At 25.5% G+C, this 13,211-nt stretch carries 9 protein-coding genes and 1 pseudogene; 4 read left to right on the top strand and 6 right to left on the bottom strand.

Going from position 1 to position 13,211, the window contains the following annotated elements; genetic code table 11:
* Positions 1–66 precede the first annotated feature (66 nt).
* Positions 67–2,091, top strand: a complete 2,025-nt coding sequence (locus tag AMYT_RS05425; protein ID WP_114841537.1) for a TonB-dependent receptor domain-containing protein — start codon at positions 67–69, stop codon at positions 2,089–2,091.
* A gap of 8 nt (positions 2,092–2,099) precedes the next feature.
* Positions 2,100–2,696 (top strand): hypothetical protein, encoded by a 597-nt coding sequence (locus AMYT_RS05420; protein WP_114841536.1) that lies wholly within the window; start codon positions 2,100–2,102, stop codon positions 2,694–2,696.
* Between the two features lie 18 nt (positions 2,697–2,714).
* On the opposite strand, the gene AMYT_RS05415 is transcribed toward AMYT_RS05420, so the two are convergent.
* The 3 genes from AMYT_RS05415 to ribA all read right to left on the bottom strand — a co-directional run bounded on the left by AMYT_RS05415 (position 2,715) and on the right by ribA (position 6,694).
* Positions 2,715–3,740, bottom strand: a complete 1,026-nt coding sequence (locus AMYT_RS05415; RefSeq protein WP_114841535.1) for a cytochrome-c peroxidase — start codon at positions 3,738–3,740, stop codon at positions 2,715–2,717.
* A 110-nt stretch (positions 3,741–3,850) separates the two neighbouring features.
* Positions 3,851–5,989: a methyl-accepting chemotaxis protein gene (locus AMYT_RS05410; RefSeq protein ID WP_114841534.1), complete on the bottom strand. Its 2,139-nt coding sequence runs from the start codon at positions 5,987–5,989 to the stop codon at positions 3,851–3,853.
* A gap of 129 nt (positions 5,990–6,118) precedes the next feature.
* Positions 6,119–6,694: a GTP cyclohydrolase II gene (ribA, locus tag AMYT_RS05405; protein WP_114843155.1), complete on the bottom strand. Its 576-nt coding sequence runs from the start codon at positions 6,692–6,694 to the stop codon at positions 6,119–6,121.
* Positions 6,695–6,824: 130 nt separating this feature from the next.
* Here ribA and AMYT_RS05400 point away from each other — a divergent pair, with 130 nt between their 5' ends.
* A complete protein-coding gene (locus AMYT_RS05400) occupies positions 6,825–7,607 on the top strand; it encodes a CorA family divalent cation transporter (RefSeq protein ID WP_114841533.1) in 783 nt (260 codons plus the stop codon).
* Positions 7,608–7,655: 48 nt separating this feature from the next.
* Here the strand turns inward: AMYT_RS05400 and AMYT_RS05395 are convergent, their stop codons facing one another.
* The 3 genes from AMYT_RS05395 to dbpA all read right to left on the bottom strand — a co-directional run bounded on the left by AMYT_RS05395 (position 7,656) and on the right by dbpA (position 10,722).
* Positions 7,656–8,222: a LemA family protein gene (locus AMYT_RS05395; protein WP_114841532.1), complete on the bottom strand. Its 567-nt coding sequence runs from the start codon at positions 8,220–8,222 to the stop codon at positions 7,656–7,658.
* An 11-nt stretch (positions 8,223–8,233) separates the two neighbouring features.
* Positions 8,234–9,238, bottom strand: coding sequence for a DUF3137 domain-containing protein (locus AMYT_RS05390; protein ID WP_114841531.1), 1,005 nt, complete (start codon positions 9,236–9,238; stop codon positions 8,234–8,236).
* Between the two features lie 119 nt (positions 9,239–9,357).
* Complete coding sequence (dbpA, locus tag AMYT_RS05385) at positions 9,358–10,722, bottom strand: ATP-dependent RNA helicase DbpA (RefSeq protein WP_196779641.1); 1,365 nt, start codon at positions 10,720–10,722, stop codon at positions 9,358–9,360.
* 155 nt (positions 10,723–10,877) lie between these two features.
* Here dbpA and AMYT_RS05380 point away from each other — a divergent pair.
* Positions 10,878–13,112 (top strand): annotated as a pseudogene (locus tag AMYT_RS05380) (methyl-accepting chemotaxis protein); the annotation flags it as partial.
* Positions 13,113–13,211: the final 99 nt, after the last annotated feature.

Here is a 13,211-nt window from a genome sequence, read left to right as displayed (position 1 = left end):
AAATGTGATTATTTTTGTGATTTTCTTTTGTTATGATAACGAATATCATTTTTAAAAAGGAAACGGATGAAATTAAATGCTAAAAATATCTTATTTACAAGTTCTGCACTATTATGCCTGCAAAGTGCAGTTTTAGCTGAAGTTACTTTAAAAGAAGTAAATATCAATGAAACTACTTTTAATTCACAAGTAAAAAGTATTACTGCACAAAAATTAGAAAATTTACAAGCAAGTGATATAAAAGATATTTTAAAAACTCTACCAAGTGTAGTAGTAGATGGAAATGCTAGATATTCGCAAAAAGTTTATGTAAGAGGACTTGAAGATAAGTTTTCAAATATAACAATAGATGGAGCAAAATTAGGTGGGCAGCTTTTCCATCACTCTGGAGACCAAACTATTGATGCAGAAATGTTAAAAATTGGCTCTATTGAATTAGGACCAAACTCTGCACTTAGTGGAAGTGGAGTTATAAATGGCTCTTTTGTATATGAAACTAAAGACCCAAGTGATTTTTTAAAACAGGGTGAAAACTTTGGAGGGAAAATTAGTGCAGGATACCAAAGTGCATATGAAAGAAAAAGCACAAGTGTAGCTGTATTTTCAAGAATCAATGATAAATTAGAATTTGTAGGAATAGGAAATATTTCAAAAGATGGAGATTTACATATTCCAAAGAAAAAAGAGATTAAATCAAAAGAGAGTAAATTAAAAAGTGCTTTAGCAAAAGTTGTATTTAAACCAAATGAATATCATACAATTAAACTTTCTTATAATAGGTATGAAGATGGAGGAAAGAGACAACTATCAGGGGAAAAAGCTGGAAATTATGTGCAATCAAATGACCCGTATAATGAAATCACAAGGGATACTTATACTTTAAATTATAACTATAATCCTACAAGTGAATATATTAATGTAGATGCAAAAGCTTACTACAACTCTCAACAACTTATGATTGAAGGTAGAAAAAATACAGATTGGTGGACAGATGCCAATAAAGCAAATGAACCTCAAAGAATCTTTGAAAATAAGACAAAAGGGTTAGATATTAGAAATAGTTCACTAATTTCCAATCATAAAATCACTTTTGGTTCAAGTTATGAAACTATGGAGCAAAAACTTGATGCAAAAGGAGATAGAGTTTATACAGAAGGTCCAAAAATAGGAGAAAGTGAAAGTTTAGATAAAGATGGTGGAAAAACAAAAGCTTATGGATTTTATCTAGAAGATGAAATAGAACTAGATAAATTTTTACTAACAATAGGTGCTAGATATGATATTCATAAATTATCAGGAGAGTATAATGGAAGTTATAAACAACTATCTCCTAAATTTAAAGGTGAATATCAAGCAACACAAAACTTAAAATTAAGAACAGGATATGGAAGAATCTTTAAAGGACCAGATTTAGCAGAAACATTAATGCTAAATTCAAGAACTTTATCAAATGAAAATACTAAAGCACAAACAGGACATAATTATGAAGTAGGTTTTGATTATAACCTTACAAATTTTATAAACTCAGATGATTCAAGTTTTGGATTTACTGCATTTAAATACAATGTAGATAATTATATGCACCCAACTAAAAATACCTCTTTAGAAAATCAAAGTGATGTGAAAATTTGGGGATTAGAGTCTATTTTTAGATATAAAAAGAGCAATTTTGGATTAAATCTAAGCCATACATATACAAATGCAGAAGAAAAATCTTTAAAAACAGGTACAAAATATGAACCTAAAACAGCAAATATTCACACTTTTAAACTAGGACTAGATTACCAATTTACAAAAAATTTAATTGGATATTATAATGCTGAGTTTGTATTAGGGAATGAATATGAATACTATAACTCTAGAAATGATAGTGTTTCAACTGTACAAAGAAAAGGTTATGGAGTTCATGATATAAATTTTTCATATAAATTAGATGCAATTAAAAATGCAAAAATTGATTTTGGTTTAGATAATATTTTCAATAAACAGTATGCAAGACATACAAGTTTTGGAACAGCCTTTGGAGATGATAGTTATACTCCATATGAAGTGGGAAGAAACTTTAAAATTAAACTCTCTTATAGATTTTAAGGCAAAAAGTGAAAAAGAAAAGTAATTTTTCACAAAAAATTAGAGCATTACACAGAGATTTGGGCTATTTTACAATTGGTCTAACTTTAGTATATGCCCTAAGCGGTATAGTTTTATCAGGTAGAGCTTTAGGTTGGTTGGAACAAAAATATATTTTAAATACAAAAATAGAAAAATATTTAGAAGAAAAAGAGCTAAAAAATAAAATAAATGAAGCTTTTAATAAACAATTTTTAGAAAAAAACATTCCTAATTCTTTAGTACAAACAGCTTTAGATTTTAAACATCTTAGAAAAGTAAAAGAAAATCAAGAGTTAAGTATATACAAAACAAAAGGAAAGGTAATTTTATATGAAAAGGAAAAAGGAAATATAACTTATGAGTTTTATTCTTATCCAATTTATATAAAAAAGTTTATAATTGCACATAAAGCTACACATGAAAAAGCTTGGTTTTATTTAGCAATTTTATACTCAATTATTTTAATATATTTATCAATTTCAGCTATTTTTATGATAAAAGGCAAATATGGTTTTAAAAGAAGAGGAGTATATTTTATGTTAGGTGGAATTGCTACAATTGTTTTATTTATCTCTTTAGGATAACCCTAAAGAGATAAAATATTAATCAAATGCTGGTTTTGGAGTACTTAAAGTAGACTCAGGTAATTGAGGGTATATAATTTGAGGTTTTCTACCTTTTAATGCTTTTAAGAAAGTTACAATTTCTTGCGCTTCTTTATCAGAAATTTTAATACCTAATTGAGTAGAACCCATCTCTTTAACAGCTTTAGATAAAGACCAAATCTGTCCATTATGGAAATATGGTGCTGTTTCAGTAATATTTCTTAAAGTTGGTGTTTTAACCATTCCATTTTTATCACCTTTAAAATCACCCACACTTGCAAAAGAGTATTTAGCTGCTACTTCAAATGGTTGCATTGTTCCACCTAAAGCTATTCCATTATGACAAGATACACAACCTTTATCAATAAATGTATTTAATCCTTTTTTCTCAGCTTCATTTAAAGCATTTGCATTTCCATTTAAGAAATCATCAAATCTTGAAGGAGTTACAAGTGTTTTTTCAAAAATTGCAATTGTTGAAGTAATCTTAGCAAAATCAATTTTTACATTATCTCCATATGCTGTTTTAAACTCTTGAATATATTCTGGAATAGAATTAATTCTTTCTTCAACTAATTTTTTAGGTGCTGCCATTTCTGGACCTGCTTGAACTGGACCTTGTGCTTGATCAGCTAAATGAGCACTTCTTCCATCCCAAAATTGTGCATCAAAAAATACTGAATTATAAACTGTTGGTGAGTTTAAATGATGAGGGTTTGCAGTCCATTTATGCCCAACAGCAGCACTTACACCATCTGTTCCACCAAGACCTAAATTATGACATGTATTACATGAAATAATACCACTTTTAGACATTCTTGGTTCAAAATATAACTTTTTACCAAGTTCAACTTTTTCAGCAGTTATTGGATCATTTTTATCATCAATTAACTTTAATAACTCCAATTGACTCTCTGGAATTGCTTTTAATCCACTATTTTTAGCTTTTGTTTCTAAAGAACTACTTGCAAATAAAAAACTTGCACTTAATGCACACAAAGTTAAACTTTTAATTAACTTCATAACTTCCCCTTTAATTAAAATAATTATAATCATAGGATAAAATTTATTAAATGAAAATTAATTTTTATAAAAAAATCATTTTATTTGATAATTTTAATTAAAAGTTAAGTTTAATACTTATTTTTAGCAACTATCTCCTCTTTTCCTTCAAATTTTTTATCATCTGTTGCATTTAATGCTTTTATGGCTAGCTTATTTGTCTTTTCGGCAATTATTCTAGTATTTTCTGCTGTTTTTGCATTTTCTTGAGTATTTTTATCCAATTGTCCCATTGTTGAATTAATTTGTGACATAACTTCATTTTGTTCTTTTGAAGTTCTTGAAACCTCTTCTACTAAATTAGTTGTATCATTTATTTTAGTATCTAGCTTTTCAAAACCTTGAATCATCTCTATACTAATACTTTTCCCTTCATTTGCTTTTAAAGTAGCATTTTCAACTAAATTTTTAATTTCACTTGCAGCTTGCGCACTTCTTGAAGCTAAATTTCGCACCTCTTGGGCAACAACTGCAAATCCACGTCCTGCTTCCCCAGCAGTTGCAGCTTCAACAGCAGCATTAAGTGATAAAATATTTGTTTGAAATGCTATTTGGTCAATTACAATTATTGCTTCTTTAATAGCCTCTACTGTTTCATTGATTTCTTCCATAGAACTAACTGTTTTTGAAGCCATAATTTTCCCCATAGAAGCAGCTTGCTTTGTCTCTTTTGAAATATTTGACATTTGAATTGTTTTCATTGTAGTATTTTCAATATTTGAAGTTATCTCTTCAATTGCTGCTGCTGTTTCTTCTAAAGAGGCTGCTTGTTCATTTGAGATTTGAGATAAAATTTTTACATATTTAGTTAAAGAATTTGAATCATTTTCTAAATATACTCCTGTTTTTCTACTATCTTTTAACATCTCTGTAATTGTTTGCCCTACACTATTCACATCTTGGGCTAATCTCTTCATACTTCCTTGCATTAAAGAGCTATCAACAAACTTTGTATAATCATAATTTCTATAACTTCCCAATACTTCCATAATAGTTAAAATATTTTGTCTCATATTTTCAAGCATTTCATTAATTACATCTTTTAATTCATTTAAAGTTTCATTGTTTGAAGTTACACTTATCTTATTACTTAAATGCCCTTGCTTAATCATATTTGCCACATATGTTGCATCATGAATTAATTCTGATTCTTTTTGAATATTAATTTTTGTATTTTCAATATTTTCATTTATTATTTTAGTCATACTTCCAAATTCATCTTTTGAGTTTATCTGTATTAATTTTACTTCATGGGTTTTTCCATTTATAAAATTAAAAAATTCTACTAAACCTTTATGAAACTTATTTATATTAGAAACAACTTGTGAAGCAATGAAATATGAAACTGTTAAACATAAAATTGTCATACTTGCAGCTAAGATAAAAGCCAAGATTTTTAATTTATAAACTTTATTTTCAGATTCTAAACTTATCTCTTTTACTGCATCTTTTAATATCTTTTCACTTAAAGAAGCTATATCTTTCATCTGTTTTAATAAACCTAAATTATTGGAAAATCCTTTTATTTCTTCTGCTTTTACTAAAGCTAAAAAATCCTCTCTATACTTTTTTAAACTTGTATATATCTCTTCTTTTTGTTCATTTGAGATATGTGTTTTATTACTTCTTACAATAAATCTTAACTTTCTAATATTTTTTTCAAATTTATCCACATAAGAAATATCTTTTCTTAACATAAAATCTTTTTCATCTCTTCTCAACTCCAATAATCCAACATTCATAGCTTGATAAGCAACTTTATCTCCTATTTCTTGAACTTTATGAACACTTTGTCTTAAACTACCATATAAACCATCTTTATGATTAAAACCTATTTCTTTTTGTTTTTCAACTACTTTTTCAAAAGTAGTTGAATATTTATCTAAAGAGGCTAAAAAGCCATCAATTTGAGTTGTTGAAATAGAATATGAAGATAATAGTTCTTTTAGATTTTTTGTATTTGAATTTAAAACTTGATAATCTTCAAATAACTCTTTTGCATAACTAATATCTAAACTATTTAAAAAGTTTTTTTCATTTATTCTTAGTTTTAGCATATTTGCTTGAAGAGTCTCTATATATTGAGAAGCTTTATTTAAATTACTAATATTTGAAATAGCAATAAACATTAAACTTGTAATTACAACAAATCCAACTACAGCTATAATTGTAGAAATTGCTAATTTTAATTTAACTGAAAGATTTTTCATCTTTTTCCTTAAGATATTTTTTTGGATTTTGCCAAAATAATATTACATAATGGTTACAAATGCCAAATCTTTCCCTTTATTTAACTATTCTTTATAAAAAGAAGTTTTTAAAAAAATAAAAATAATATTTTATAAAAGATGTCCCATTTTATTTTTTTTAGTATTTAAATAGTGTTCATTATATTTATTTATTTTTGTTATTGCTGGTATTCTTTCTTCTATTTTTATCCCTAAACTTTCCACATACTCTATCTTCTTTGGATTATTTGTTATTAGTTTTATCTTCTTTATTCCTAAATCTTTAAATATATGCCCTATTACTTTATAATCTCTCTCATCTTCTTTAAATCCCAATTCTAAATTTGCTTCTATTGTATTTCTTCCTTGGTCTTGTAAGGCATATGCATTTACTTTATTTAATAATCCTATATTTCTTCCTTCTTGTCTATGATAGATTATTAATCCGCCCTCTTTTGCTATAAATCTCATTGCTAAATCTAGTTGATTTTGACAGTCACATTTTAAGCTTCCTAAGGTATCTCCTGTTAGACATTCTGAGTGTATTCTTACATATGGTATTTCTATTTCTTTAAAATCTAAACTCATTATTGCTAAATGCTCTTGATTCCCTTCTTTATACGCTTTTATCTTAAATTTTCCATATTTTGTAGGTAAGCTTGCAATATTTGATTGTTCTATTTTCATAATATTCTCTTTATAATCTTTAATTTTTTGCAATTATATAACTTTTTTCTTAAGTGCAACTAAGTTGCATAAATAGCTTTTTTTCTTTAATAGTTTATAATTATTAATAAAATTAAAAAAAAGAATAAAGATGATAAAAACTAAAATTGATGCTTTTCACTTAAAAGATATTAAAAACCCCCTACACCCCTCTTCTTTCATAAGTCAAGAAGAGTATGATATTTTAATTATTAGATTACCTATAAAAAAAGAAAATAGACTTGAAGTTGAAAATAGCACTTTTATTTTTACAAAAAATAGCTACTTTTTTTATGATAAATTAAAAGATGATTTTATAGATATAAAAGATATAAAAGAGGTATATAATATTTTAAATAAAAGAGTTGATGAAGTAATGGAACTAACTTTAAAACTTTTTACAAATATTGAAAATATTGAAGATAAATTTTATGAAAATATTGAAATTAGAAACTTTAATAAAAAATGGTTTTCATATAAAAATCAACTAATAAGAATTAGTAGAGTTTTACTAAAGACTATTGAAGAGCTTAAAAAATTTATACAAAACTATAAAAAAGAAGAAGATTTTTTAGAAATTAATTTTCATGATTTATTAGAACATTTAGAAAGAGCCTATAGAAATAGTGCCCATAGTTTAGAAAAACTTGATGCAATTTATAACTTTCATAGTATTAATAGTAATGAAAAAATGAATAAAACTATTTATATTTTAACTCTTTTATCAGGTATTTTTCTACCTCTAAATTTAATTGTAGGTTTTTTTGGTATGAATACTACTGATTTACCCCTTACTAAAATAGAAAATGGAACTTTTTTTGTACTTAGTTTACTTGTTTTAGTGGGAATTATAACTACTTTATTAGTAATAATTTTAAAGAAAAAAAGCCAATAAACTAAAGTTTTCTTTAAAAAAGAAAAACTTTTAGTTTAAGATTTATAGTTATTTTTTAGAAAAAGGAGAATAACTAAACTCTTTTTCTACTTCAGTATCTTGAAATACTTCTATTTTATTTTTCTTATTTAAAATACTATTTATAATATGATTTGGAAATATTTCAATACTATTATTAAAAATTTCAATATTTTGATTTAAAATTCTAATAGAAGCAGAGATATTAGCTTGTTGTTCTGAAATCTCTTTCATTAAACCTTTCATAACCTCTACAGTTTTTAGCTCTGGATAAGCTTCCATTGTAATATTAATACCTTTAAATAACTCAGTAGTTGTTTGTTCAATCTCTTTTAATACAGAAGGTGAAATATTACTTGCCTCAAGTTTAGAAATTGAAGCTCTTAACTTTGTAATATTTGTTAAAGTTTCAGATTCAAACTCTTTTTGTTCTTTTAGAACTTTTTCTAGTTCTGGAATTACTTTTTGTTTTTGTCTTTCATATACAATAACATTACTCCATGCCCTTTCAATTGCATTATAATTTCCAATGATTTTATTGTAAACTATAATACTCCAAACAACTAGTATTACTAAAATAATTACTAATATTTCCATATTTTTTTCCTTTATTTAAAGTTATTATCTGTTTGAGATAACATATAATCAACTGCATTTAGTAGTTTTGATAATTTTTCTATTTTTGTAAAACCATTTAATTCTTCTATAAATTCTTTAGGAGAAGCAAGTCCATATTTTCTTGAAGCACTATTTGGCAAAACATCGAAGTTAGAAAACATTATACAAAGTTTATTATTTATAAATTGAAAAGATAGATAATTAAACTCTTTTGCTAAATCTTCAAAATATACAATAAGTGAAGGCTGTAAAAATTTAACAGCTGTAAATTCATCTTCACATTTAACTTGAAATTTCTTATTAAATTTAATTGATGAAGTTTTAAAAGTTTGTGGTAAATGTACTGAAAAAATATCAGCATTTATAACTATATTTGAAGTATTTTTAAAATCTACTTCAATACCATATTTATTATAATGGTCATATACTGTTCTTGTGCATGTGGATTTTCCACACGTATAAGTTTCTGTTCTTTTATTAACATAATGATAATTAAAAAGCTTTGCTTCTAATAAATATGTATTAGCTTGAAAGTTTGAAATTATATAAGTTTCTTTTAACTTATTTTGATAATTGCCTCTATTAAAACCAAAATAATTACTATTTAAATAATAGTGTGAAATAGTAGAATCTTTTTTAATATTATTGTCTAACATCATATCAATTTTATATATTGTGTTTTCAATATGTCTAATTTTCATATTTCTAAGTAAAGGAGTTAAAATTAAATAAATAGGTATAGCTAATAGCACTATTAGCCCTAAAGCAAGGCTATTAGACTCTTCCCAGTGTTCATTCCATTCCCATAAAATGTAAATATTATATAAAAGTATAAATAAAATAAGAAATCCACTAATTAAAAAATATTTATTATTTTCATAAATAAATGGTTTTTTATATGTTTTAATAATTTCTAAAACTTCATTAAGTTCTTCTTTTGTATTTACTTTTTTTATTTTCTCATCAAGCTTATTAATGGTTTGCTTTAAATTCATTTTTTATCTTTATTTTTTAGTTAAATTATAATAACAAATATGCAATAAAATATATATTAATATGTAATTTTATTATTTTTAAGTAGTAATTTTAAAAGAAGAAGATAACTAAAAATTAGTTATCTTGGATAGACTTTATAAAACTTGCCTTTTATTTTATTTTGATTTAACTTTTTTAAAGCAGTTTTTTCAAACTCTTTTTTTATAGCAACATAAGAATGAAAAGGAAAAATATCAATATTTCCAATATCATCTTTTGCTAAATTTGCAGTTGCTATTAAAGTTCCTACAATATCCCCAGCTCTTAATTTATGTTTTTTACCACCATTTATATATAAAGTTCTATATAAACTTTCAAGCTTATAAGAGTCTTCTTCTTGTATAGTTTTTTCAAAAACTATATGGGGAAATTTTTCTTTAATTTCTAATACTTTATCCATCTCATCTTTTGTATATAAAGTTACAGCTATTCCATTTGCACCAGCACGTGCTGTTCTTCCTATTCTATGAGTATGTACCTTTTCATCTTTAGCAACATCATAATTTATTACTAAATCAATATTATCTATATCTAATCCTCTTGAAGCTACATCTGTTGCTATCATAATGGGATAAGATTTATTTGAAAATAAAACTAAAGTTTCATCTCTTAATTTTTGGTCTAAATCACTATTTAAAATAACACAATCATAGCCCAATTCAAATATCTCATCTGCTATTTTTTCACAACTTATTTTTAAATTACAAAAAATCAATACAGACTTTGCTTTAGCTAAAGAGATTAGTTTTGGAAGAAGTTCACTTTTTTCTTCTTGCTTTACTTCATAAAACTTTTGATTTATAACTTCATTTGTATGTACTTCTTCATCTTGAATAAAAATAGGTTCATTTAAAATATTTGAAGAGAGTTCTTCTATATTTTTTTCATATGTTGCAGAAAAAAGCATTGTTTGTCTTTTTTTAGGCAAGCTTTCAATTATTTGCATAATATCTTCATAAAATCCCATATCAAGCATCTTATCTGCTTCATCTAAAACCAAAGTATTTATATTTTCCAACTCAATATTATTTTCACTAATATGCTTTAAAACTCTTCCTGGTGTTCCCACAACAATATGTGCTTTATGTCTTAGGGAAGCTACTTGGGGTTTAAAAGGAACACCCCCACATAAAGTTAATACTTTTACATTATGAATATGTCTACAAAGTTTTTTTATTTGAATGGCAACTTGATTTGCCAATTCTCTTGTGGGACATAAAACTAAAGTTTGAATAGCAAACTTCTTTACATTTAGCTTATTTACTACGGGAATAGAAAATGCAACAGTTTTACCACTTCCTGTCTTTGCTTGAACAATTACATCTTTACCCTCTAAAGAATAAGGTAAAGATTTTTCTTGCACTTTTGTCATAAATTTATACTCTAAAGAGTCAAGATTTATTATAAATTCTTCTTTTAATTGTAATAATTTAAAATTATTAATAATAGAGCCTTTTTTGTTTTTATAATTATACCATTTTTTTTCTAATGCCCATCAAATAGTTTAAATCTCTATTAAGTATTATTACAATAATCTATAAATAATTTTAAATAAATTAAAAAGGGACTTTTAAAAAGTGTCAAGAAAGGAAAAGAAAAATGCTGTCGAAAATGTCTATTAAACAGAAACTAATTTTGATTATGTCGATACCTCTGTGTATAGTTATTTTATTAGCTGCAAAATTAGGTTATGATTCATTTATTTATCATAAAAACCTAAAAAATTTAGACCATGTAATTGTATTATCAACTAAAATTGGTGCATTAGTACATGAGACTCAAAAAGAAAGAGGAATGACTGCTGGTTTTCTTGGTAGTCAAGGTAAAAAATTTCATGACACTCTTCCAAAACAAAGAGAATTAACAAATGAAAGATTAAAGGATATGAAAAACTTCTTATCTACATTTAATTCTAAATATTTTGGACAAGAATTTAATAAAAATTTAGATGAAAGTTTAGAACAATTAGCAAAACTTTCAAATATTAGAACAAATGTATCTGCACTTAATATCAAAGCCTCTGATGCAATTGGATATTATACTAATACAAATTCTATTTTATTAAATACAATTAGTAGTATTACAAAATTATCAAATAGTGCAAAAGTATCACAAGATATAATTGCTTACTTAAACTTTTTATTATCAAAAGAGAGAGCTGGTATTGAAAGGGCTGTTGGAACAAACACTTTTGCAAGGGATAATTTTGGCGAAGGTATGAAAGCAAAATTTTATACTTTAATTGCTGCTCAAAACTCTTATATGGATTCATTTTTAAAAGTTGCTGATAATGGGGCTAAAGAGTTTTATTATAAAACTGTAAAAGGTCAAGCAGTAGATGAAGTTAATAAAATGAGAAAAATTGCTTTATTTAATGGAATTGATTCAAATTTTGGAGTTGATTCAACATATTGGTTTAATACAATAACAAGTAAAATCAATCTTTTAAAAGAAGTGGAAAATTATCTTGCTGAGCACTTAATTGAAACAATTAGTAGTGAGAAAAAAGAAGCTACTTTTGATATGATTTTATTTGGTATTTTAAGTGCCATAGGTATAGGTATAACACTTATCTTAGCAAGAACAATTGCTTTTACAATTTTACTTGATGTGGATTCAGTAAAAAAAGGACTTACTGATTTCTTTGCATTTATTAACTTTGAAAAAGATGATATTCATTTAGAAATAGTTGATTCAAAAGATGAGCTTGGAATGATGTCTAAAATTATTAATGAAAATATTAATAAAACTAAAGAGAATATTCAAGCAGATAAAAGACTTATTGCAAATACTATTGAAGTTGCAAATATGATCAATAAAGGTCACTTAGATACAAGAATTACAGCAGATTCAAATAATCCATCATTAAGTGAACTTAAAAATATTATTAATGAAATGCTTCATACTTTAAATTCAAACTTTGAAAATATTATGAAAGTTTTAAATTCTTATTCAAAACTTGATTTTAAACCAAAAATTGAAGATAATAATTTAGAAGGGATAATTAAAGAGCTTGAAGATGATGTTAATATCTTAAGAGATGTAATTACTGAAACACTAATTGAAAATAAAAGAAGTGGTTTAATTTTAAGTCAAAATGCTCATACTTTAACAAAAAATATGAATGAAATTGCAAATGCAGCAAATAGCCAAGCAGCTTCTTTAGAAGAAACAGCAGCTTCTCTTGAAGAGATAACTTCAAATATTAGAAATAATACAGAAACAACTGTAAAAATGGCTGATTATGGAGAAAAAGTTAAACACTCTGTAACTGTTGGACAACAACTTGCAAATAGTACTGCTAAATCAATGGAAGAGATAAATGAGCAAACAACTGCAATTAATGAAGCAATTACAGTAATTGACCAAATTGCATTTCAAACAAATATTTTATCACTTAATGCAGCAGTTGAAGCAGCAACTGCTGGTGAAGCAGGAAAAGGATTCTCTGTTGTTGCTCAAGAAGTAAGAAATTTAGCAGCAAGAAGCGCAGAAGCAGCTAAAGAGATAAAAGAGTTAGTTGAAAGAGCACAAGTTAAAGCTAATGAAGGTAAAAATATTGCAACTAATATGATTGAGGGATATAATCTATTAAATGAAAATATTAGTAAAACAATTGACTTAATTGAAAATGTTACAGTTGCAAGTAAAGAACAATCTACGGGAATGGTACAAATAAATGATACTGTAAATAACTTAGATAAAATTACTCAAGAAAATGCACAAAATGCCTCTCAAGCTGATGTTATAGCTAAAAAGACTCTTGAAATTTCAAATATGATTATAGAACATGCTGATGCAAAAGAGTTTGATGGAAAAGAGTCTATTCAAATTAGAAAAGAGACTACTGATTTAAAATATACAGGAAATGAAAAAAGAGCAATTGAAAAAGAATTAAAAAAATCTGTTTCATTTAAACAAGTAGAACAAAAA

The sequence above is a fragment of the Malaciobacter mytili LMG 24559 genome (genome assembly GCF_003346775.1).
In the GTDB taxonomy this organism is placed as follows: Bacteria; Campylobacterota; Campylobacteria; order Campylobacterales; family Arcobacteraceae; genus Malaciobacter; species Malaciobacter mytili.
This window is presented reverse-complemented; position numbering and strand designations above follow the sequence as displayed.